This is a genomic window from Streptomyces sp. NPDC007907, assembly GCF_042959365.1.
Lineage (GTDB): Bacteria > Actinomycetota > Actinomycetes > Streptomycetales > Streptomycetaceae > Streptomyces > Streptomyces indiaensis.
The window spans coordinates 892,737-914,527 of sequence record NZ_JBIBKR010000003.1 but is presented as its reverse complement, the minus strand read 5'-3'; the positions used below and the strand labels follow the sequence as shown (position 1 = coordinate 914,527).

General features: G+C 73.3%; 21 protein-coding genes. 10 read left to right on the top strand and 11 right to left on the bottom strand.

What is annotated here, in order from left to right; translation table 11 throughout:
- Positions 1 to 10: 10 nt before the first annotated feature.
- The 5 genes from ACFZDI_RS15580 to ACFZDI_RS15560 all read left to right on the top strand — a co-directional run bounded on the left by ACFZDI_RS15580 (position 11) and on the right by ACFZDI_RS15560 (position 4,611).
- The gene (locus ACFZDI_RS15580; protein WP_391250878.1) at positions 11 to 976 is read left to right on the top strand and encodes a zinc-binding dehydrogenase; all 966 of its coding nucleotides are present in this window, start codon (positions 11 to 13) and stop codon (positions 974 to 976) included.
- Positions 973 to 2,154 (top strand): acyl-CoA dehydrogenase family protein, encoded by a 1,182-nt coding sequence (locus tag ACFZDI_RS15575; protein ID WP_234749477.1) that lies wholly within the window; start codon positions 973 to 975, stop codon positions 2,152 to 2,154. The genes ACFZDI_RS15580 and ACFZDI_RS15575 overlap by 4 nt, the downstream gene beginning before the upstream one ends.
- Complete coding sequence (locus tag ACFZDI_RS15570) at positions 2,151 to 3,224, top strand: acyl-CoA dehydrogenase family protein (RefSeq protein ID WP_391250876.1); 1,074 nt, start codon at positions 2,151 to 2,153, stop codon at positions 3,222 to 3,224. The genes ACFZDI_RS15575 and ACFZDI_RS15570 overlap by 4 nt, the downstream gene beginning before the upstream one ends.
- Before the next feature lie 206 nt (positions 3,225 to 3,430).
- A complete protein-coding gene (locus tag ACFZDI_RS15565; RefSeq protein ID WP_391250874.1) occupies positions 3,431 to 4,294 on the top strand; it encodes a phosphatidylinositol-specific phospholipase C/glycerophosphodiester phosphodiesterase family protein in 864 nt (287 codons plus the stop codon).
- A 122-nt stretch (positions 4,295 to 4,416) separates the two neighbouring features.
- On the top strand, positions 4,417 to 4,611 hold the full coding sequence (locus ACFZDI_RS15560; RefSeq protein ID WP_391250872.1) for a hypothetical protein: 195 nt from the start codon (positions 4,417 to 4,419) through the stop codon (positions 4,609 to 4,611).
- Positions 4,612 to 4,613: 2 nt separating this feature from the next.
- Here ACFZDI_RS15560 and ACFZDI_RS15555 read toward each other — a convergent pair whose 3' ends face one another.
- From ACFZDI_RS15555 to xylB, 6 genes are all read right to left on the bottom strand, one after another.
- Positions 4,614 to 5,846, bottom strand: a complete 1,233-nt coding sequence (locus ACFZDI_RS15555; protein ID WP_391250870.1) for a phosphodiester glycosidase family protein — start codon at positions 5,844 to 5,846, stop codon at positions 4,614 to 4,616.
- Between the two features lie 127 nt (positions 5,847 to 5,973).
- Positions 5,974 to 7,146 carry an NUDIX domain-containing protein gene (locus tag ACFZDI_RS15550; protein ID WP_391250868.1) on the bottom strand — a complete coding sequence of 391 codons (1,173 nt, stop codon included), beginning with the start codon at positions 7,144 to 7,146 and terminating at the stop codon, positions 5,974 to 5,976.
- Between the two features lie 3 nt (positions 7,147 to 7,149).
- Positions 7,150 to 7,551, bottom strand: coding sequence for a luciferase family protein (locus tag ACFZDI_RS15545; RefSeq protein ID WP_234749490.1), 402 nt, complete (start codon positions 7,549 to 7,551; stop codon positions 7,150 to 7,152).
- Between the two features lie 118 nt (positions 7,552 to 7,669).
- A complete protein-coding gene (locus tag ACFZDI_RS15540; protein WP_391250865.1) occupies positions 7,670 to 8,269 on the bottom strand; it encodes an N-acetylmuramoyl-L-alanine amidase in 600 nt (199 codons plus the stop codon).
- Positions 8,270 to 8,555: 286 nt separating this feature from the next.
- Positions 8,556 to 9,764, bottom strand: a complete 1,209-nt coding sequence (locus tag ACFZDI_RS15535) for an ROK family protein (RefSeq protein ID WP_391250863.1) — start codon at positions 9,762 to 9,764, stop codon at positions 8,556 to 8,558.
- Between the two features lie 15 nt (positions 9,765 to 9,779).
- Complete coding sequence (gene xylB, locus ACFZDI_RS15530; protein WP_391250861.1) at positions 9,780 to 11,225, bottom strand: xylulokinase; 1,446 nt, start codon at positions 11,223 to 11,225, stop codon at positions 9,780 to 9,782.
- A 131-nt stretch (positions 11,226 to 11,356) separates the two neighbouring features.
- Here xylB and xylA point away from each other — a divergent pair, with 131 nt between their 5' ends.
- Positions 11,357 to 12,523, top strand: coding sequence for a xylose isomerase (gene xylA, locus ACFZDI_RS15525; RefSeq protein ID WP_361113872.1), 1,167 nt, complete (start codon positions 11,357 to 11,359; stop codon positions 12,521 to 12,523).
- A 147-nt stretch (positions 12,524 to 12,670) separates the two neighbouring features.
- Positions 12,671 to 13,009, top strand: coding sequence for a hypothetical protein (locus tag ACFZDI_RS15520; RefSeq protein WP_391250858.1), 339 nt, complete (start codon positions 12,671 to 12,673; stop codon positions 13,007 to 13,009).
- Between the two features lie 48 nt (positions 13,010 to 13,057).
- Here ACFZDI_RS15520 and ACFZDI_RS15515 read toward each other — a convergent pair whose 3' ends face one another.
- Both ACFZDI_RS15515 and ACFZDI_RS15510 read right to left on the bottom strand, forming a co-directional pair.
- Positions 13,058 to 14,332 (bottom strand): SWF or SNF family helicase, encoded by a 1,275-nt coding sequence (locus tag ACFZDI_RS15515; RefSeq protein WP_391250856.1) that lies wholly within the window; start codon positions 14,330 to 14,332, stop codon positions 13,058 to 13,060.
- The gene (locus ACFZDI_RS15510; RefSeq protein WP_391250854.1) at positions 14,329 to 17,286 is read right to left on the bottom strand and encodes an SNF2-related protein; all 2,958 of its coding nucleotides are present in this window, start codon (positions 17,284 to 17,286) and stop codon (positions 14,329 to 14,331) included. Before ACFZDI_RS15510 ends, ACFZDI_RS15515 begins: the two co-directional genes overlap by 4 nt.
- 158 nt (positions 17,287 to 17,444) lie before the next feature.
- Here ACFZDI_RS15510 and ACFZDI_RS15505 point away from each other — a divergent pair, with 158 nt between their 5' ends.
- The gene (locus tag ACFZDI_RS15505; protein ID WP_234749500.1) at positions 17,445 to 17,627 is read left to right on the top strand and encodes a hypothetical protein; all 183 of its coding nucleotides are present in this window, start codon (positions 17,445 to 17,447) and stop codon (positions 17,625 to 17,627) included.
- 58 nt (positions 17,628 to 17,685) lie between these two features.
- Here ACFZDI_RS15505 and ACFZDI_RS15500 read toward each other — a convergent pair whose 3' ends face one another.
- Together ACFZDI_RS15500 and ACFZDI_RS15495 are read right to left on the bottom strand one after the other, a co-directional pair.
- Positions 17,686 to 18,663: a hypothetical protein gene (locus ACFZDI_RS15500; RefSeq protein ID WP_234749502.1), complete on the bottom strand. Its 978-nt coding sequence runs from the start codon at positions 18,661 to 18,663 to the stop codon at positions 17,686 to 17,688.
- Positions 18,664 to 18,798: 135 nt separating this feature from the next.
- Positions 18,799 to 19,095 carry a hypothetical protein gene (locus tag ACFZDI_RS15495; protein WP_391250851.1) on the bottom strand — a complete coding sequence of 99 codons (297 nt, stop codon included), beginning with the start codon at positions 19,093 to 19,095 and terminating at the stop codon, positions 18,799 to 18,801.
- Positions 19,096 to 19,192: 97 nt separating this feature from the next.
- On the opposite strand from ACFZDI_RS15495, the gene ACFZDI_RS15490 reads away from it, so the two are divergent.
- Positions 19,193 to 20,092 carry an oxygenase MpaB family protein gene (locus ACFZDI_RS15490; protein ID WP_391251133.1) on the top strand — a complete coding sequence of 300 codons (900 nt, stop codon included), beginning with the start codon at positions 19,193 to 19,195 and terminating at the stop codon, positions 20,090 to 20,092.
- Between the two features lie 59 nt (positions 20,093 to 20,151).
- Here ACFZDI_RS15490 and ACFZDI_RS15485 read toward each other — a convergent pair whose 3' ends face one another.
- Entirely contained in the window at positions 20,152 to 20,751 is a 600-nt protein-coding gene (locus ACFZDI_RS15485) for a methyltransferase domain-containing protein (RefSeq protein WP_391250849.1), read from the bottom strand.
- Between the two features lie 169 nt (positions 20,752 to 20,920).
- Here ACFZDI_RS15485 and ACFZDI_RS15480 point away from each other — a divergent pair, with 169 nt between their 5' ends.
- Positions 20,921 to 21,694: an MHYT domain-containing protein gene (locus ACFZDI_RS15480; RefSeq protein ID WP_234749510.1), complete on the top strand. Its 774-nt coding sequence runs from the start codon at positions 20,921 to 20,923 to the stop codon at positions 21,692 to 21,694.
- Positions 21,695 to 21,791 lie beyond the last annotated feature (97 nt).

The window sequence follows — 21,791 nt, the reverse complement described above, 5'->3', positions numbered from 1 at the left end:
GAGGCCCCGCATGCAGGCATGGCAAGTGCACGAGAACGGCGAGCCGGGCGAGGTGATGCGGCTCCAGGACATCGAGCCGCCCGCCCCCGGCGACGGCCAGGTCCTGCTGAAGGTACGCGCGGCCAACATCAACTTCCCGGACGCTCTGCTGTGCCGCGGCCAGTACCAGGTCAGGCCCTCGCTGCCGTTCACCCCGGGCGTGGAGATCTGCGGCGAGACCGAGGACGGTCGCCGCGTGATCGCCAACCCGGTCCTGCCGCACGGCGGCTTCGCCGAGTACACCGTCGCGGACGCCGCCGCGCTGCTGCCCGCGCCGGACGCCCTTGACGACGCCGAGGCCGCGGCCCTGCACATCGGCTACCAGACCGGCTGGTTCGGTCTGCACCGCCGGGCCGGTCTGGAGGCCGGCGAGACCCTGCTCGTCCACGCTGCCGCTGGAGGGGTCGGCAGCGCGGCCGTGCAGCTCGGGAAGGCCGCCGGCGCCACCGTCATCGGTGTCGTCGGCGGCTCCGGGAAGGCGGCCGTCGCCCGCGAACTGGGCTGCGACGTCGTGATCGACCGTCGCTCGGAGGACGTCGTCGCCGCGGTCAAGGAGGCCACCGGCGGCCGGGGCGCCGACGTGATCTACGACCCGGTCGGCGGCGAGGCCTACACCCAGTCCACCAAGGTCGTCGCCTTCGAGGGGCGCATCGTGGTCGTCGGCTTCGCCGGCGGCACCATCCCCAGCCCGGGCCTGAACCACGCCCTGGTGAAGAACTACTCGATCCTGGGCCTCCACTGGGGCCTGTACAACACCAAGAACCCCAAGCTGGTCCAGCACTGCCACGATCGGCTCACCGAGCTGGCCACCCGGGGCGCGATCAAGCCGCTGATCAGCGAGCGCGTGCCGCTCGGCTCGGCGGCTGCCGCCGTGCAGAAGGTGGCGGACGGTCTGAGCACCGGCCGGGTCGCGGTCGTCATGGAGGAGACAGCATGACCGACACCGAGGAACTGCGCCGCCGCACGCGCGAGTTGCTGGCCGCCCATCCACCGGCCTCCACGGACCGGCTGGACTTCCTGCGGGCCCGCTTCGACGCCGGGCTCGCCTGGGTGCACTACCCGGAGGGCCTCGGCGGACTCGGCGCCCCACGCTCCCTCCAGGCCGTCGTGGACGCCGAACTGGAGGCCGCCGGAGCGCCCGACAACGACCCGCGGCGCATCGGCATCGGCCTGGGCATGGCCGCGCCGACGATCCTGCAGTACGGCACCGACGAGCAGAAGCGGCGCTACCTTCGTCCTCTGTGGACGGGCGAGGAGGTCTGGTGCCAGCTGTTCAGCGAGCCGGGCGCCGGCTCCGACCTCGCCGCGCTGGGCACCCGGGCCGTCCGCGAGGGCGAGGACTGGGTCGTCAACGGACAGAAGGTGTGGACGTCCAGCGCCCATGTCGCCCGCTGGGCGATCCTCATCGCCCGTACCGACCCCGAGGTGCCCAAGCACCGGGGCATCACCTACTTCGTGTGCGACATGACCGACCCGGGCGTCGAGGTGCGGCCGCTGCGGCAGATCACCGGCGAGGCCGAGTTCAACGAGGTGTTCCTCACCGACGTCCGCATCCCGGACACACGGCGCCTCGGCGCGGTCGGCGAGGGCTGGAAGGTCGCGCAGACCACGCTGAACAACGAGCGCGTCGCCATCGGCGGCATGCGGCTGCCCCGCGAGGGCGGCATGATCGGCCCGATCTCGAAGACCTGGCGCGAGCGGCCCGAGCTGCGCACCCACGATCTGCACCAGCGTCTGCTGAAGCTCTGGGTGGAGTCCGAGGTGTCCCGCCTCACCGCGGAGCGGCTGCGTCAGCAGCTCGTCGCCGGCCAGCCCGGCCCCGAGGGCGCCGGTATGAAGCTGGCCTTCGCCCGCCTCAACCAGGAGATCAGCGGCCTGGAGGTGGAACTCCTCGGCGAGGAGGGCCTGCTGTACGACGACTGGACCATGCGGCGCCCGGAGCTCGTCGACTTCACCGGCCGCGACGCCGGCTACCGCTATCTGCGCTCCAAGGGCAACAGCATCGAGGGCGGGACCAGCGAGGTCCTGCTGAACATCGTCGCCGAGCGGGTTCTCGGCCTGCCCGCCGAGCCGCGCACCGACAAGGACGTCGCCTGGAAGGACCTTGCCCGATGAGCGACCTGTTGTACTCGGAAGAGGAAGACGCGCTGCGCGCCGCCGTCCGCGACCTGCTCACCGACCACTGCGACGCACCCGGCGTCATCGCCCGCACCGAGTCGGACACCCCCCACCACCTGGCCCTGTGGAAGGCCCTCACCGGCGGCATGGGCCTCGCCGGCCTGCTGGTGCCCGAGGAACTCGACGGCCAGGGCGCCACTCACCGCGAAGCCGCCGTGGTGCTGGAGGAACTGGGACGCGCGGTCGCGCCCGTGCCGTACCTGACGAGCGCGGTCGTCGCAACCGAGGCCCTGCTGGCCTGCGGCGCCGACGACCTGCTGCGCGCCCTCGCGGCTGGGACGACCATCGGTGCCCTGGCCGTCGCACTCAACGTCGCGCCGAACGCCGCCTACAAGGCCGTCCGGCACGAGGACGGTCTGCTGCACGGCGAACTCACCGGCATCGCGGACGCGGCCGTCGCGGACGTGCTGCTCGTACCGGCCGACGACGGAGGTCTGTACGCGGTCGACGCCGGCGCCGCGACCGTCACACCCCAGACCTCCCTGGACCTGACCCGGCCGCTCGCCACCGTCACCCTCGACGGTGCGGAGGGCCTGCTGCTGGGCGACGCCGAACCCGCCGTGCGCCGCGCCCTGCGCGCCGGTGCCGGGCTGCTCGCCTCCGAGCAGTTCGGTGTGGCGGAGTGGACGCTGACGGAGACCGTTCGTTACCTGAAGGAACGCAAGCAGTTCAACCGGCCCGTCGGCGGCTTCCAGGCGCTCAAGCACCGGCTGGCCCAGTTGTGGCTGGAGGTCGTCAACGCCCGCGCGGCCGCCCGCAACGCCGCCGACGCCCTGGCCACGAGCGAGGACGTCGACGTGGCCGTCACCGTCGCCCAGGCGTACGCGGCACCGGTCGCCGTGCACGCCGCCGAGGAGGCGGTGCAACTGCACGCCGGCATCGGCATGACCTGGGAGCACCCCGCGCACCTCTACCTCAAGCGCGCGAAGGCCGACTCGATCGCCTACGGCACGCCCGGCGCCCACCGGGAGGCCCTGGCCGCACTGGTCGACCTCCAGGCCCCCTGACGTCCGACCCGTCAACTCCGGGAGCCGCCCGGGAAAAACCGGAAAGACCCGTCCCAGCAGGGGCGGGTCTTTCCGCGCGCCCGGGTCGGCCCGTGAAGTGAGCGCGGGGCGGCAGTCCGGCCAACTCCCCGTCCCAGTCTGCCCCTTGAGCCTGTTCGGACCCATACTCGCAGGGTTCCCGTACGGCACCTCCAGGGAGGCAGAGCATGGCCCTCACCACCCGTCGCACGGCCCTCACCACCCTCGGCGCGGCTCTCGCGGGCTCGATCGCCCTCCCCGCCGCACCCGCGGCGGCCGGCGAGCGCGCGCACCGGCCCCGCCCGCTGTGGCGCGCTCACGCCCACAACGACTACGAGCACCCACGCCCGCTGTCGGACGCCCTCGACCACCGCTTCGGCAGCGTCGAGGCCGACATCTACCTCGTGGGCGACCAGCTCCTCGTCGCCCACGACCCCCAGGACCTCGACCCGTCCCGCACCCTGGAGTCCCTCTATCTCGACCCGCTCGCCGCCCGCGTCCGTGCCCACCACGGCTCGGTGTACCGGGGGCGCCGCGGCTCGCTGCAGCTGCTCATCGACATCAAGACGGAGGGCGCCGCGACCTACCGCGAGCTCGACCGTCACCTCCGGCGGTACCGGCACCTGTTCACCACCTCCGCTCGCGGCTGCGTCGTCCGCGGTCCGGTCACCGCCGTCGTCTCCGGTGACCGCGCCGCCCGCGTGCCCATGGAGGCCCAGACCGTCCGGCGCGCCTTCTACGACGGCCGTCTCACCGACCTCGGCGGCCCGGCGCCCGCCTCGTTCATCCCGCTGATCAGCGACAACTGGACGCTCAACTTCACCTGGCAGGGCGTCGGCACCTTCCCCCACGCCGAGCGGCAGAAGCTGCGGGGCATCGTCGGAACCGCCCACGCACGCGGGCAGAAGGTACGGTTCTGGGCCACCTCCGACCTGCCCGGGCCCGCTCGCGACGCGCTGTGGGATGAACTCCTCGCCGCCGGCGTCGACTACCTCAACACCGACGACCTCGCCGGTCTGGAGGCCTTCCTCGACGCCCGGCGGGCCGCTTAGGGCGGCAGTGGGACACCACACGTTCGGCGGACAGCTCAGCCGCCCGGACGAACCCTCCGCTACGCCACACTTGCGGCCGAACACCGTGAACCGGACTCGGCGGTGTGGCGGAGGAGTTGACGATGGCCATTTCCATCTCTGTGGTGCTGCTGCTCACGATCCTTGCGGTGATCTTCCTGTGCAACGGCGGACTGAAGATCTCCCACGCGCTGGTCTGCCTGCTGCTCGGCTTCTCCCTGGCCGGCACCAGCATCGCGCCCACCATCAGCAGCGGCCTCATCGCGACGGCGGAGATCGTCAGCGGTCTGCGGCCCTGAGATCACTTCGAGAACACGCCGATGCCGTTCGGCACGGGCCGTTCGGCGCCGCCGCTGGGGTGGTTGCGCACGGAGACCGTGCTGGCGCCCGACTTCCGCGCGACCAGCGTCGACGAACCGCCGCCGTCCAGGCTGAAGGCGTCCTGCGCACCCAGCTTCCGCAGGGTGCCGGCGACTTCCGATACCGTCAGACCGCTGCGGTAGGCGGCGGCGCCGTCCAGCGCGAGCAGCACCAGGCGGCGCCCGTGGTCGGCGATCCCCACGGCCGTGCGGACGGCCGACGTCGTGTTGTCGAGCCCCGGCAGCGGCCGTCCGCCCGAGAGCACCGGATAACCGCCGAGGGCGAGCCGGTACGCGACACCGTCCGCCGCCTCCAGGCCGTGCTGGACCTCGACGGCCTCGCCGGTGGAGAACTTGCGCAGCTGCTGGGCACCCGCCTCACGCCCGACCAGCACGGTGGTCCCCGCGGCGATGGGGCCGCTGCCCGGGGTGTCGGCGGCCGAGACGACCTTGCCGTCGCGGACCGTCACCTCGTAGGTGTCCGTGCTGCACGGGGCGGCGCGGTCCGTGTCCGTGCCGCACGTGGCGCGCACCCGGGACGCACGGCCCCACTTCGAGGTGAAGGCACCGACAGAACCCACCGGCAGCGCGTACTGGTTCAGTCCGCCGAGCGGAAGCTGCGTCTCGGCCGTTCGGACCGAACCGGCCAGCGTCAGCCGGTCCAGCCGCGCCCGCCCGTCGGTGCCGACGCCGAACACGTCCTCGGTGGTCGTGCCGGGCGGCAGCGCCGGCCCGAAACGCTGTCCCTTCGGCACGGCTGCCTTGAGCGTCCGCCCCGACGCGATCGCCGGACCCACACTCGCTCCGGTCGCCTCGACGCCCGGGTGCTGCGTCTCGGAGATGTTGAAGAAGTCACCGTTGATGCCGGCGACCGCACCCTGGCTGTTCGCCATCGCCGAGACCGCCGCGCGCGAGGCCACGGCCCCCGGGTAGAGCAGATCGACCCGTACCCGCGGGTTGCCGAGGTCGACCCTCAGCACATGCGCGTGCGTCACCCCCTGCGCCCCCTTGATGTCGAACTCCCTGTACCTCACGCCCGGCGCGACCCGTTCGCCCTTCTGGACGGCGCCGGCCGGAGCCGCCCCGACCAGGGCCGCACCGGTCAGCGCCCCGAACGCCGTGAGGAACGCCAGTACCGCTCTGCCTGCTCCCCGTCGCCTGCGACGACCTGCCACGGTGCCCCCTGATGCCTCGTCAACTGTCGGGTCTTCAGAGGCAGTGCACCAGACCGCGGGGTCCGGCAGGGCGGCCGAGCGCGCACTACGCGGGAACGGCTGAAAGAACGCAACCCGTTCGGGTGCTTCAGCCGTCACCCGTTCCGGTGGCGAACGGCGTGGAGTGCGCCGGCGTGGTGTCGATCGGCAGACCGGGCCGCCACAGCGTGAGGGCCTGCGCGCTGCACACGAACAGCTGCTCCGGCAGACGGTCCAGGGCGAACCACCGCCAGCGGCCCACGCTCTCCCCGGGCTGATCCGACGGCTCGCCCCGCCAGGCGGTGACCCGGGCGGCCACGGTCATACGGACGACACCGCCCGCCTCGTCCAGCAGCGACCCGAGCAGCCGGACGTCCTCGGGCCGCGCGGCGAGCCCCGTCTCCTCGCCGAGCTCGCGCACGACCGTCTCCTGCAACGACTCCCCGGGCTCCACCGTCCCGCCGGGCAGCTCCCACGTCCCGCGCCGGTGCCGGCCCAGCAGCAGCCCCCGTGGCCCGTACACGATGGCGCCCACGCCGAGCGCGGCGTGCGCGAGCGGCGGCTTGTCGACCCGCGGCCGGGACGACACCCGGACGGGCCTGGTCACCCGGAAGAGCCGGTAGGAGGCCCTGTTGCCGTCCTCCGGGGTGTCGAGGACGTCGACCCCCTCCACGCGCAGCCCGTACTCGGTCAGCAGCTCCGTCCAGAGCTCCGTGGTCGGCACCCACATGTGGACGGTGACCTCGCCGCCGCCCGCCAGCCGCAGGATCTCGGGCCGGGCGACCACCCGGCCCGACGGCCCGTCACCGCGACTGTTGGTGTGCAGGACCGTGAAGCAGAGCCTGCCACCCGGCTTGAGCGCCCCGGCCAGGGCGGGCAGCAGCCGGTGCGGATCGATGTACGGGACGGCGTTGACGGAGTAGACGACGTCGTACGGCTCGGCCGAGCGCAGGTGCTCCACCGCGTCGGCGAGGACCAGCCGCAGCCCGGGCAGCGAGCCGTGGCGGGCACGGGCTCGCGCGTACTGCCCGGCCGAGGCGTCGACGGCGTCCACCTGCGCCCCGTGGGCCCGGACCAGATGAGCGGCGTGCCGGGCCGGACCGCAACCGAGGTCCAGCACCCGCCGGCCCGTCAGCTCCCCGAGGACCTCGCACCCGGGCCCGCCGCCCTCGAACCCCCAGTCGATCCGCGTCGCCTCGGGCAGCTCCGTGCCCCGTCGCAGATGGTGTGTCCCGTACGCGTCCCAGGCCTCGGCGTTGACCGTCTCCGGTGCTTCTCCCAAGGCTCAGCCGCCCGCCACGGCGTCACGCGGCAGCACCGTGACCCGGTGGAAGTTGCACCCGGCGAGCCGCGGCCCCTCCTCGTCGGCGGCGGGCGGGGTCTGGTGGGCCTTGAGGGCGATGCTCACCAGACTCAGCAGCAGGTCGACGTCCGCCTCGCAGTCGAGGTGGACCGTCACCCAGCACGATCCGGGCAGCAGATGGATCGCGCTCGAACCGGAGAGGTCGTAGTGGAAGCGCTGTATGGCCCGGCGGGTGAGGTGGAGATCCACGTCCCGTGCGGAGTGGAAGTGGACGATGTCGTCACGGACGGAACGGAGCGCCCTTCCGGTGCCGCAACTCGCCGGGCCCGCCATCAGGTCGGGCCAGGCCTGCAGGCGCTCCAGGGCGCGCTGGGCCAGAGTCATGGCCCCATCGTCGCCTGCTCACCGGTCCGCAACCAGAGGTTGAGCGATTTGTAACCGGGACGTGAGGTGGATCAAGGGGACCGGCCGGGTACACGGGCGGACCTGAAAAGCGTTTGCTTCAGGCGGATTCGACGAGTCTGAGGTAGCGCTTCCAGTCCCAGTGCCGGCCCGGGTCGGTGTGGTCGCTGCCCGGCACCTCGTGATGGCCGATGATGTGCGCGCGGTTCCTCGGGATGTCGTACCGCCGGCAGATCTCCGCGGTCAGCCGGGCCGACCGTTCGTACATCACGTCGGTGAAGTATCCGGGCCGATCCACCCAGCCTTCGTGCTCGATGCCGATGCTGCGGGTGTTGTAGTCCCAGTTGCCCGCGTGCCAGGCGATGTCGGACTCGCGCACGCACTGCGCGACACGCCCGTCGGAGGAACGCACCACGTAGTGTGCGGAGACCTTCGTCCTGGGGTCGCGGAAGACGGACAGGGTGCCGCCGTAGGTCGTCTGCGCCACGTGGATGACCACATAGTGCAGCGGATGGGCCCGTGGCCGGTTCGACGGCGTGTAGTTGCCACGGCTCGCCGGTCGCCATGCGGCTCCGGGGTGATCGACGGTCCGGGGCCGGGCCTCGGCCCGCGTGGCCGAGAGCAGGGCGGAGGGGAGGGCGGTGAGGGCGGCGCCCGCGAGGATGCCTCGCCTGCTGGGGAGAAGGGTGGTCCGACGCATGACTGTGTGCCTTCCGGGCTCGACTGGAGGGTGTCTCGTGCGCGAGTGCTGTCTCGTGCACGACTTGCTGTCTCGTGCTCGACTGTGCGGAGCTGCGGCCGTTGCGGTCCGGGCTCGCGTGATCACGTTACGGCGCCCGCCGGTCGGCCCGGAGAAAGTGGCACGAAGCGGTGGACCGGCTCGCTGATGTGGACAACTCCGTCACCCGCGCGGGTGGTCGGGGCAGGATCAAACCCAGCGGTGGTCGCGTATGCAGCCCTGCGGCGACCGTCGGGGACGCGTCGGTTCAGGCGCGGCGGGCGAACGCAGCCGGATCGTCCAGCACCGCACGGACCACCGAGTGCGCGGCTCCCAGCAGGGGCCCCTCGGGGCCCAGCCGCGACACGGACACGGGACACGCCGAGCCTGCCGTACGCCGCGTCAGTTCGTCCCGCAGCGAGGGCAGAAGCCAGGGCGCGAGCCCGGACAGTTCCCCGCCCAGGACCACTGTCTCCGGGTCGAGCAGGTTGACCGCCCCGGTCAGGGCCACGCCGAGCGCCGTACCCGCGTCGCGCAGGGCTCGCCGCACGTCCTCGTCGCCCTCCGCTGCGCGTCCGGCGAGCAGTCCGACCCGGTCCTCGTCCGGTTCCAGGCCGGCCGCTCGCAGGACGGCCTCCTCACCGGCGTACTGCTCCAGACAGCCCCGCCCGCCACAGGCGCACTCCGGCCCGTCCGGCCGGACCGGCACGTGCCCCAACTCGCCCGCGAAGCCGCGGGTTCCGCGCAGCAGTCCGCCGTCCACCACGACCGCCGCGCCGATGCCGATCTCCGCGGAGACGTGCAGGAAGTCGCGTGGGGTGCCGTCACCCAGCCAGAGTTCGGCGAGGGCACCGAAGTTGGCCTCGTTGTCCACGGTCAGCGGGGTGCCCGACGGGAGCAGCGGGCCGAGGTCGGTGTCGTGCCAGCCGAGGTTCGGGGCGCGCACGACCGTCCGGGCGTCGCGCGCCACCAGGCCCGGCACGGCCACGGCGAGTCCGGCCGGGTAGAGGCCCTCCGCCTCCGCCTCGGCCACGACCTGCCGGATCAGCTCGGTGAGTTCCGCGAGCACGGGGCGAGGGGAGCGGCCGCGGTTCGCTCCCTGCCGTATCGCACGCGCCCTGGTCGTGCCGCGCAGATCGACCGCGCAGACCGCGAGATGGTCGACACCCACCTCCGCGCCGAGGCCGGCCGGACCGCGTCGGCTGACGGCGAGCGCGGAACCGGGCCGGCCCACCCGGCCGGGCCGCTCGGGGCCGAGCTCTTCGAGCAGCCCGGAGCGGATGAGCTCGTCGACGAGCGTCGAGACCGCCGCCCGGGTCAGACCGATCCGTGAGGCGACGGCGGCCCGGGACAGCGGCCCCTCGGCACGGACGGCGTGCAGGACGCGGGCGAGGTTGCGGCGGCGCATGCCCTGCTGGGTGTCGGGCAGTGCGCCTCCCGGCCCGGCAGGACGGGCCTCGTGCAGCGGTGCGGTCATGCCTGACGCCAGTCCTCAGTGAGTGTCCGTGGATCGCTCCAGCAGTGGAGCCGCGTCGGAGAGTACCCCGGCGATCCTGGACAGCGTCTCCTCGTCCCGCTCGACGGCGTCGAGCACCGGCCCGGCGGCCGTGTTCCAGCGGCGTGCGACCGCCGCCGGATCCTCCCCGGTCAGCAGTCCCGCCGCCTGTGCGGCGGCGCCGAGCGCGACCAGTTCCGCGGCCTCGGGCACCTGCACGGGCCGGCCCGAGAGCCGCCGCACGGTCTGCTGCCATGCGGCGCCCCGGGCGCCACCGCCGATCAGCAGCAGTGGTTCCGAGGGGTCCGCGTCCTCGTCGAGGACCAGGTCGAGCGCCCCGAGCAGGGAGTGCACGGCACCGTCGTAGGCGGCCTGGAGCAGCTGGCCGGCGGTCGTGTCGTGCCGCAGGCCGTGCAGCAGGCCGGAGGCGTTCGGCAGGTTCGGAGTGCGTTCGCCGTCCAGGTAGGGCAGGAGTGTCACGGCCGCGCCGGGCTCCACGGCCTCGCGGTCCAGCCCCAGCAGCGCCGCGACGCGGTCGACGGCGAGCGTGCAGTTCAGGGTGCAGGCCAGGGGCAGCCAGTCGCCGTGGGCGTCGGCGAAACCCGCCACCGTGCCGCTCGGGTCGGCGGGCCTTCGCCGTGAGACCGCGTACACCGTGCCGGAGGTGCCGAGGCTCATGACCGGGACACCGGGACGCACTCCGAGGCCCATCGCGGCGGCGGCGTTGTCGCCGGTGCCGGGCGCGACCAGCGTGCCCTTCGAGAACGGCAGATCGTGGCTGTCGCGCACCGTGCCCGCGATCTCGCCGGGCCGGACCACGCGCGGCAACAGGGCCGGGTCGAGCCCGACGTGCGCCAGGATCGCCTCGTCGTAGGACTCCGTCCGGGACGCCCACCAGCCCGTCCCGGAAGCGTCGCCGCGGTCGGTCGTGCCCTGCCCGGTGAGCCGCTCGGTGAGGTAGTCGTGGGGGAGGCGCACGGCCGTGGTGGCCCGGACGGCCTCGGGCTCGTGCTCGGTCAGCCAGGCCCACTTGGTGACCGTGAAGGAGGCGGCGGGGACGCTTCCGGTGCGTTCGGCCCAGACCTTCGCCCCGCCCAGCTCCTCCGTCAGCCGACGGGCCTGCGGCGCCGACCGCACGTCGTTCCACAGCAGGGCGGGCCGCACCGGCTCGCCCCGGCCGTCCAGGGTGACCAGGCCGTGCTGCTGCCCGCCGACCGACACCGCCGCGGCCTCGTGCGCCGCCTCCCCGCACTGGCGCAGGGCCTCGCACAGCGCGTCCCACCACGCGCGCGGATCGCTCTCGCGCCCGGCTCCCGAGGAGACCGGGTGCGGCGCCTGGCCGCTGGCGACCACCCGACCGGTGGACGCGTCGACGACCAGCGCCTTGGTGGACTGGGTGGACGAGTCCACGCCGACGACGAGCGGACCCTCGGCTGCTGACATCGGGCTTCTCCCTACTGCGCGCGGGCACGTGACTCCGTTCGGAGGCACCTTCTCTCTTCCCAGAGAGGTGCCCGCATACTAATTTGTAAATCGGCATGACGAAATAGCCTCAGCGAGCAAGGAGCCGCGGCATGAGCTTCCAGCCCACCCCCGAGGACAGGTTCACCTTCGGCCTGTGGACCGTCGGCTGGCAGGGACGGGATCCCTTCGGCGACGCCACGCGGCGTGCCCTCGACCCGGTCGAGACGGTGCAGCGCCTGGCCGAGCTGGGCGCCCACGGCGTCACCTTCCACGACGACGACCTGATCCCGTTCGGCTCGAGCGACACCGAGCGCGAGAACCACATCAAGCGCTTCCGGCAGGCGCTGGACGCCACGGGCATGAAGGTCCCCATGGCCACGACCAACCTCTTCACGCACCCGGTTTTCAAGGACGGCGCGTTCACCGCGAACGACCGCGACGTGCGCCGCTACGCGCTGCGCAAGACCATCCGCAACATCGACCTCGCCGTCGAGCTCGGCGCCGAGGTCTACGTGGCCTGGGGCGGCCGCGAGGGCGCCGAGTCGGGCGCCGCCAAGGACGTCCGCGCCGCCCTGGACCGGATGAAGGAGGCCTTCGACCTGCTCGGTGAGTACGTCACCTCCCAGGGCTACGACCTGCGTTTCGCGATCGAGCCCAAGCCGAACGAGCCGCGCGGCGACATCCTGCTGCCGACCGTCGGCCACGCCCTGGCGTTCATCGAGCGCCTGGAGCGCCCGGAGCTGTACGGCGTGAACCCCGAGGTGGGCCACGAGCAGATGGCCGGGCTGAACTTCCCGCACGGCATCGCCCAGGCCCTGTGGGCGGGCAAGCTGTTCCACATCGACCTCAACGGCCAGTCCGGCATCAAGTACGACCAGGACCTGCGCTTCGGCGCCGGAGACCTGCGCGCCGCGTTCTGGCTCGTCGACCTGCTGGAGTCGGCCGGTTACAGCGGACCGCGCCACTTCGACTTCAAGCCGCCGCGCACCGAGGACCTCGACGGCGTCTGGGCCTCGGCGGCCGGCTGCATGCGCAACTACCTCGTCCTCAAGGAGCGCGCCGCCGCCTTCCGCGCCGATCCCGAGGTGCAGGAGGCGCTGCGCGCGGCCCGACTGGACGAGCTGGCCCAGCCCACCGCCGCGGACGGCCTCCAGGCGCTGCTCGCCGACCGGTCGGCGTTCGAGTCGTTCGACGTGCAGGCGGCTGCCGCGCGCGGCATGGCGTTCGAGCGCCTGGACCAGCTGGCCATGGATCACCTGCTGGGGGCACGCGGCTGACCCACGCGCGTGCGAGCCCCTCGGCCGGCCGCTCCGGCCGGCCGAAGGGCCCGTCGTGCTACGGAATCGTGCGATCCGCGCCCTGGGCCGGTATCAGCTTCCGTGCGCCCCTCCCGGGCCGGGCGGTTCGCGGCGACTCTGTTCGGTATGGCCCTGCCGCCCGTACCGCCCCACCCGCCCGGACCACCCCGGCGCCGGAACCCGCTGTTCTTCCTGCTCGCCGTGCTCGTGGCCGCGGCAGCCGTGTCGCTCGTGGTGCTCATGGCCTCGGACAGGGGTGGTGCGTCGGACGAGGAGCCGTCCGGCGACAGCACGAAGCGCACACCCGCGCCGTCCTTCGGCATCCCCACGGAGCTGCCCAGCGAGCTGCCGACCGCGCTGCCGTCGGGCTTCCCGACCCGGCTGCCGAGCGGTCTGCCGAGTGGCTTGCCGAGCGGCCTCGAATCGCTCGTCCCGTCCCTGGACCCCGGGGAGCTGCTGCCCTGAGGCCGTCTCCGGCGAGGCGACCGTGGCTTCCTTACGAGGCCCTCCTCCCTACGCTGACTCCCCCTCCGTCGGGGCGGATTCCGCCGAAGCGGGGGCCGTCACCGAGGCCAGGGCCGTGGCCGGGTCGTGGGCGGCTCCCCCGGCGGGTTGCCACCGGCCGCCCTCCTTGCGGTAGGGCCACCAGCGGCCGTCCCGCCCGAGGCGCAGCTGCACCGGCGCGCCGACGAGCGTCCAGCGGTTGCCCCGCGCCCGCAGATCGGGCCTCTCGTCGCTGTCCCAGGCCGAGTCCAGGGAGGCACGCGCGCGTGCGAGCGCTTCGCCTCCCACCCTCCACTCCTCGTCCAGGACGGACAGCGCGGCCGTGCCGCCGTGACGCCAGGCGCGGACGGCCGTCGCCAGCCCTTCCCGGCCACGTCCCGACCCCTCGGCGAGCCGGTCGGCCACGTCCCGCCCCGGATCGCCCGCGGCCAGCCGTACCGCGTCGTGCGCGGGCGGCGACTCCGCGCGGAAGCCGCCGTCGAGGGCCTCCCCGAGCAGCCCGTGTGCCAGTACGGCCGTCCGCGCGGCCAGGAACTCCAGCGCGGCCGGGTCGACCCCCGGGGCGGGCGGCGTCCCGGTGTCCAGGGACGGCGGCACCCCCGGCGCGTCGGGCAGTCCGGGCAGGGGCGGCAACGGCGGGAGGATGTCACCGGTCGCGTACGCCTCGGCCGCGTCCACCCCCTCCGGCGCCGACGCCTGTGCGGCGGACGCACCACTGCGCGTCTGGAGGTCGTCCAGCACCGTGTCCTCGGCGCGTCCCCGCATCAGCAACAGCAGGAACGGGTCCTGGTCCAGCAGTCGCGCCACCTGGTAACAGAGGGCCGCCGTGTGCCCGCAGTGGTCCCAGGCCTCGCAGTCGCACTCCGGCTCCAGATCACCCAGGCCGGGCAGCAGGTGGACGCCCGCCTCCGCCGCGTCCTCCACCAGGTGCGGCGGCATCTCCCGGTCCAGCAGCGCCGCCACATGACCGGCCCGCTCGGCCGCCATGTCCAGGAAACGCCCCCACTGTTCGGGCGAGAGCTCCTCCAGCAGCACGTCGGCCCGGTGCGCCGTGCGGTCGCGGTCCTGCACGACGGCCGTGAGCCGCCCCGGGCGCACCGACACCGCGCCCACCGCACCGGCGCGGGCGAGCCGGCGGCCCGTCTTGAGCTGCGCCGAGTCCAGCGCCGTGCCTTCCAGGGCCGTCAGCCACGCCTGACCCCACCAGGTCTGCGCGAAACCCCGCCCGTGCGCGGGCGGCAGGGCGGCGAAGGTGCGTTCCGTCTCGCTCTCGTGCCGAGTCATCGCAGGTCCCCTCGCAGTTCGACCAGATCCGCCAGTTCCGCGTCCGTCAGTTCCGTGAGCGCCGCCTCGCCCGCGCCCAGCACCGAATCGGCCAGTTCCCGCTTGCGCAGCAGCAGTTCGGCGATGCGGTCCTCGATGGTTCCCTCCGCGATGATCCGGTGCACCTGCACGGGCCGGGTCTGGCCGATGCGGTACGCACGGTCGGTGGCCTGCGCCTCGACGGCCGGGTTCCACCACCGGTCGTAGTGCACGACGTGCTCGGCACGGGTGAGGTTCAGCCCGGTGCCCGCCGCCTTCAACGACAACAGGAACACCGGAACGTCGCCGTCCTGGAAGCGCCGCACCATGGCCTCCCGCTCGGCGACGGGCGTCCCGCCGTGCAGGAACTGCGAGGGCGTGCCGCGGGCGGCGAGATGCCGTTCGAGGAGGCGGGCCATCTGCACGTACTGGGTGAAGACCAGCACGCCCGCCTCCTCGGCGAGGATCGTGTCGAGCAACTCGTCCAGCAGCTCGAGTTTGCCGGAGCGCCCGGTGATCAGGGGGCGCTGCTCCTTGAGGTACTGCGCCGGGTGGTTGCAGATCTGTTTGAGTCCGGTCAGCAGTTTCACGATCAGGCCCCGTCGGGCCATGGGGCCGGCGCCGGAGATCTCCGCGAGCGCCTCGCGCACCACCGCTTCGTACAGAGCAGTCTGCTCCTGGGTGAGGGACACGGCATGATCGGTCTCGGTCTTCGGCGGCAGCTCGGGCGCGATCCCGGGGTCCGACTTGCGGCGGCGCAGCAGGAACGGCCGCACGAGCTGGGCCAGGCGGTCGGCCGCGGCCGGGTCCTGACGCCCCTCGACGGCCTCCGCGTACCGTCGGCGGAAGGCGCCGAGCCGGCCCAGCAGGCCCGGAGTCGCCCAGTCGAGGATCGCCCACAGCTCCGACAGGTTGTTCTCCACGGGGGTGCCGGTGAGCGCCACACGCGCGCGTGCGCCGATGGAGCGCAGCTCCCGCGCGGTCGAGGAGTACGGGTTCTTCACGTGCTGGGCCTCGTCCGCGACGAGCAGGCCCCAGGGGGCGCCGGCCAGCCGGGACGCGTCCAGGCGCATCGTGCCGTACGTGGTGAGCACGAACTCCCCGTCCGCCAGGTTCTCCAGACTGCGCCGGGTCCCGTGGAAGCGCCGCACCGGGGTGCCGGGTGCGAACCGTTCGATCTCTCGTTGCCAGTTGCCCATCAGGGACGTCGGGCAGACCACCAGGGTGGGCCCGGCGGACCGTGCGTCGGCCTGCCGGTGCAGGTGGAGGGCGATCAGCGTGATCGTCTTGCCGAGTCCCATGTCGTCGGCGAGACAGCAGCCCAGACCCATCGACGTCATACTCGCGAGCCAGTTGAGGCCCCGCCGCTGGTAGTCCCGCAGGGTGGCGGTCAGCGCGGCCGGCTGCTCGACGGGCTGCTGCCCCTCGGGACGCGCGAGCCGTTCCCGCAGCTCCGCCAGCCATCCCGTGGGGCGTACCTCGACCCGGCGGCCCTCCACCTCCACACACCCCGTCAGGGCGGCGCCCAGGGCGTCCACCGGGGTCACCTTGCCGTCCTGCCGAGAGCCGGCCAGACGCGCCTCCTGAGGGTCGATCAGGACCCACTGGTCGCGCAGCCGCACGATCGGGCGCTTCGCCTCGGCGAGACGGTCCAGCTCCTCACGGTCCAGTCGCCTGCCACCCAGGGCGAACGACCACGTGAAGGAGAGCAGCGCGTCGGCGGACAGGAACGACGGCATGGCCGCGAGGGCCGCACCGGAGGCCGGCTCGCCGTCGGACGCGCCGTCGTGGGGCCCCACGTCGTAGGGCCCCACCTCCGCGTGTGTGCTGAGCTCACGGGACAGGCCCTTCGGCCAGTGCACGTCGACGCCGGCTGCGCTCAGCGCGCGTGCGCCCGTTCCGAGGAGGTCGGTGACCTCCTCGTCGGCGAGTTCGGCCGCGTCCGGCACGGCCGCCGACAGCAGGGGCGTGAGTGGGGCCCAGGCCCGGGCCGCACGGCGCAGGGCGAGCAGCGCGTCCATCCGCGCGCGGGGGCCGAAGGCCTCGCCCAGGGTCCCTGCCCAGACGTCTGCGGCGTCCGCGACCAGCGCCGGATCGCTGACGCTGTGCACCTGCGGCACGGCTCGGAACGTCACGCCCGTGTCGTCCTCCGCCGCGTCGGTGAGGCCCTCTGCCTCGATCCGCAGCGACAGCCGCACGCCCGCGTCGTGGCCCGCGGCGACGTCGGCGGCCCAGGCGCGCTGCTCGGGCAGCCGCACCGGTTCGAGCGAGGCGTAGGCGGGGCCGCCCGTCACCAGCGGCGCGGCGGGGGAGCGGGGCAGACAGTCGGCGACCGCGTCGAGGAACGCGCGCAGGAGCTGCTCCGGGCCGGGCAGTCGCAGCGGCCCGGCGCCCCGCAGGGGCACGGCGTGCGCCTCGGGCGGCATCGCGGCGGCGAGGCCGCGCACGGCCTCGGTGTCCCGGGCGCGCAGCGGACCCGTGCGCCAGGCGTCGTGGTCCGCCGGTGACAGCCCCGGCAGCAGCAGTCCGCGTGCGGTGAGCTGCAGGGCGTGCAGGGCCGCGGCGCCCCAGAAGACGGTGGACCGGTGCCCGCGTCCCTCGACACGCGCGCGCGTGAGGACCGGCAGGGCCGTGCGCACCGGAACCAGGACGGCGGGCAGACGCGTTATCTCGACCCCGCCGTCGCGGGGCACGACGACGGTCAGGTCCGTCACGGACGCGGACGCCACCGTCGCGGGAGCGGCGCCGTCGGGCCGCCAGAAGGCGACGCTGCCGGTGCGTGCGGGGTCGCCGGGCAGGAAAACGGTGTGGCACAGGGCCAGTTCGGAGTCGTCGGAGGAAGGAGCCGGGGGATTCGGATGCTCGGCTATGACTGAGTCCTCAAATTTGACTAGTGTGCGCGGAGTCGCCGAGAGTACAGCACTTCCGGCGCGCATGGGTATGGCTGACCTGTGAGCTGGGTCACCATAGAGGTCTCAGGGATGCGTCGGGGGCGCACCTCAGGGATGTCTCAGGGTCGCGGTCCGGAACCGCCGTGAACGCGGGTCCGTTTTCGAGACAGAGAGCGGCAGTGGCCGCGAAGGAGGCGACAGTCATGTCGAACAACGCCAAGATCGCCGCGGGCGGTGTGGCGGTCGGGCTCATCCTGCTGATCTGGCTGCCCTGGTGGGCATCGCTCCTGATCATCCTGGGCGTCCCGGCCGCCGCGTACCTCACGCTGGACCCCTCACAGCGGCGCCGGCTGCGCCGCGCCACCCGCAAGGAACTCGGCCGCTGAGCAGCCGCCGGTTTCCCACGGCCCGGCCGGGCACCGCGACGGGCCCGGCGGCACCGGCTCAGTTCGGCCGTACGGCCATCTTGTCCAGTGCCTCGAGGAGACCCGGCAGCTCCGGCCCCCTGCCCACGGGCAGGACCTCGCCGGGCTCCTCGTCGAGCAGCACGAAGGCGATGTCGTCGGTCCGTGCGACGAGTGACCAGCCCGGACCGTCGGCCCGCAGGGTCCGGGCGTCACCCGGCGCGAAGGACGACCGGACCCGGCCCAGCGGCGGCGGCGAGTCGATGTACGCGCGGACCTCGGCGAGGACGCGCCGGATGCCGCTGTGGCCACCCTGCGGCGCGGTCGCTGCGGGGCTGTCGGGACCGTCGGATGCTTCGCGCCCCTGCGGGCCCTCGGTCGCGGCGCGTCCGTCCGGGCCGTCGGCCGCGCTGGGGCCGTCCGAGGCGTCGGCTGCGCTGCGTCCGTCCGAGGCGTCGGCCGTCTTGCCTCCGTCCGCCGCAGACGCGGAGGCCTCCGAGGAGGCGGGCGCCGGGAACTCCGAGTCGTCGACCTGCTCCCGCCACGTCGCCCACTGGAGCGCGATCTCGTCCGCCCCCAGACGCCTCTGGGCCGGACCCCAGACACTGGTGTCCGGCGGGGCCAGCGGGGGCCGGTCGTCGGCCTCCGGACCCGGATCGTGCGGCGCGGGCACCCCGGGGGCCGCGACGGCGACCGCGAGAGGCCACCCGGGCAGGGCCGCGACGACCGTGCGCTCGTCGGGCGACAGCTCGTACTCCATGCCGCAGTCCCAGGAGGCGATCGCGACAGCCACCAGCGAGACGTCGTCGATGGCCACCGTCCACCGGGCACCCTCGCCGTCCTGGCCGAGCACCAGCCCGTACCCGTCGGCGAGCGGCGCGAGACCGAGCGCCGCACAGGCCTCGGGGTAGTCGTCGCCCAGCACACTCGGGAACTTCGCCGGTGTCAGCAGCACCGCCGTGAGCACATAGAGCGCATCGTCCGCGGCGGCGACGGCTTCCTCGTCCGTCCCGGCCATCCCAGCCTCCCCATCGGTTCGTCCACCGGCGCGCACCCTATTGCGCCCACCAGCCCCTTGTCACGGCCTCGCCCGTGCACTCGGAGCTGCAGTTTTCCGGCGGACGGGGCGAATCGGCCGTCCGCGACGTGCCCATCACGCCGCCGGCAGCCCCAGCAGGTCGCGGGCCACGGCCTCCGGCGACCGGCCGCGCTCACGGGCCAGCGCGATCACGGCCCGGCAGGCCAACTCGTTCACGCCGAACGACAGCGCCTCCGGCGACACCCAGCCGGCCGCCTCCTCGGCCCGCTCCTGATCGTCCTCCGTACAGGCCGTGACGTAGGTCGCCGCCGCCTCGAAGAGATTGTGCGGGCGCTTCTCCCCGCCCGATTTCGGCTCCGTGCGCAAGACATCGGCGACCCTTCCCCCCGCTTTGCGGAACCTGCCCCACATGCTGACCACCTTCCCCCTGTGCCGGCCGTGCCCGGTCGTTCATCTCGTCGTCACCAACGTAAAGTTGAAGAACCTGTGGCAGAAGGGGGACAGCACGGTGAGGCGCTTCTCACGGCTCGAACAGATCCGGCGGATGGACCCGTACGAGGAGGCCACGGAGATCTACCGGCTCAGCGTGGCGTACGAGTTCCCGTGGGACTTCACCCGTGCCCTGGAGCTGGCTCTGTACCGCACGTACGCCGTACCGGCCATCGGCCGGCTGCTCGCGCGCACTGCGGAGCTCACGGACCGGACGCAGAAGCGCTACGACGACACGGCGCTGCTCCTGGACACCATCGTCGAGCACGGATTCGGCAGCGATCCGGGCAGGACGGCGATCCGTCGCATCAACCGGATGCACCGCAGCTACGACATCAGCGACGACGACATGCGCTACGTGCTGTGCACGTTCGTCGTGATGCCCAAGCGGTGGATCGACGCCTACGGCTGGCGCAGGATGTCCCGGCACGAGACCGTCGCCTCCGTCGTCCACTACCGCACGCTGGGCCGGCACATGGGCATCAAGGACATCCCCGAGACCTACGAGGAGTTCGAGAGCTGCCTCGACTCCTACGAGGCCGCCCACTTCGCCTGGGACGAGGAAGCCCGCCGCGTCTCGGACGCCACGCTCGCGCTGATGGCCTCCTGGTACCCCGCCCCGCTCGCTCCCTTCCTGCGCACCACGACCCTGGCCCTGCTCGACGACTCCCTGCTGCACGCCTTCCGCTACACCCCGCCCAGCGCCGCGACGCGCGCGTGGGTGCGGCGCGCCGTCCGGCTCCGAGGGCGCGTCGTCCGCCTCCTGCCGCCCCGGCGCGCCCCGCACTTCGCCCGCCAGAACCGGGAGATCAAGAGCTATCCGTACGGCTACCGGATCGCCGACCTGGGCACCCGCCCGGTTCCCGGCATCCGGGGCTGTCCCGTACGGCACGCCGCTCCGGACGCCGAGGCGCGCTGACACAGAGGGTGGGCTGACACAGAAGGCGGGCTGACGCCGGTATCAGGCCGATGTCCGGTTCAGTCCTCGCGCACGGCGAGTGCCACGAAACGGGAGTCCTCGTCGGCGTACGACGTCAGGCGCCAGCCCGAACCGGCGAGCAGAGGGCGGAGGTTGGGCTCGGCGCGCAGGTCGTCGGGGGTGAGCGCCCGGCCGTGCCGCGCCGCGAGCGCCGCCCTGCCGATCGGGTGGAACAGCGCCAGCACCCCACCGGGGCGCACCACGCGTGCCAGCTCCCGCAGGTCCTCAGCCGGGCTCCCGAGATGCGAGATCAGGCCCGCGCCGAACACGGCGTCCAGCGACCCCGAGCGCAGGGGCAGCGCGGCGACATCCGTGAGCAGCAACTGTCCCTCACGGTCCCGTCCGGCCCGTACGGCCTCCCGCAGCATGGCCGGCGTCAGGTCGGCCCCGAGGACCACTCCCGAGGCACCCACGGCGGCTCGCAGCGGCGGCAGCGCACGTCCGGTGCCGCACCCGGCGTCGAGCACCCGGTCGCCCGCGCGCAGTCCGAGCTCGGCGACGGCGGCCGCGTAGGCCGGACCGTCGTCGGGGAAGCGGCTGTCCCAGTCGGCGGCGCGGGCGGTGAAGAACTCCTGGACACGCGTCTGCTCGTCGCTCATGTACCGCATGATTCCGCACCGGCGCGGATGACGCTTCACCACGGAGGACGTCTCTGTGCACACGTTCGAGCGTGACCCGATCGTTCCGGTGTCCCCTTAAGTCATATTCCAGAAGCTTTCGAACTGTGCGCCCTTCACGCGCCCCGGCCGGGTCTACCGTCCCGGGGCCATGGGACACCTGGACCACGCAGCCCTGGGGTGGCTGACCCCCGCACTGTCGTACGTGATGGCCTGCATAGGCGCCGCGCTCGGTCTGCGCTGCACCGTCCGCGCGCTCGCCACCACCGGGCGCTCGCGCCGCAACTGGCTCGTCACCGCCGCCTCGGCCATCGGCTCCGGCATCTGGACCATGCACTTCGTGGCCATGCTCGGCTTCGGTGTCACCGGCACCGACATCCGCTACGACGTGCCGCTCACCCTCCTGAGCCTGCTCGTCGCCATGGTCGTCGTCTGCGCCGGCGTCTTCGCCGTCGGCTACGGCAAGGACCGTGGCCGCGCCCTGCTCGTCGGCGGTCTCACCACCGGCCTCGGAGTCGCGAGCATGCACTACCTGGGCATGGCGGCCGTCCGGCTGCACGGGGACGTGACCTACGACCCGCTGCTCGTCGCGCTCTCCGTGCTGATCGCCGTCGTCGCCGCCACGGCGGCCCTGTGGGCGGCCCTGAACATCAAGTCGCCGGTGGCGGTCACCATCGCCTCACTGATCATGGGTGCCGCCGTCAGCAGCATGCACTACACCGGAATGTTCGCGGTGGGCGTGCACGTGACGCCCACCGGGGACGTCCTGCCCGGGGCGACGGCGATGCAGTTCATCTTCCCCCTCGCCGTAGGCCTCGGCTCCTACCTCTTCCTGACCTCGGCCTTCGTCGCGCTGTCGCCGACGGCGGGCGAGCGGGCGGCGTCCGCGTCGGCGCAGCGACCGGTACGGAGCGCCGCGCCCTAGCCGCGCCCCGGCCACGCGGACCCGTCGCGTTGCGCGCTCGAGCCCCACACGTCCCCGCCGGGACGGTCGGCCGGGACGCCGGCCCTGCCCTCAGTCC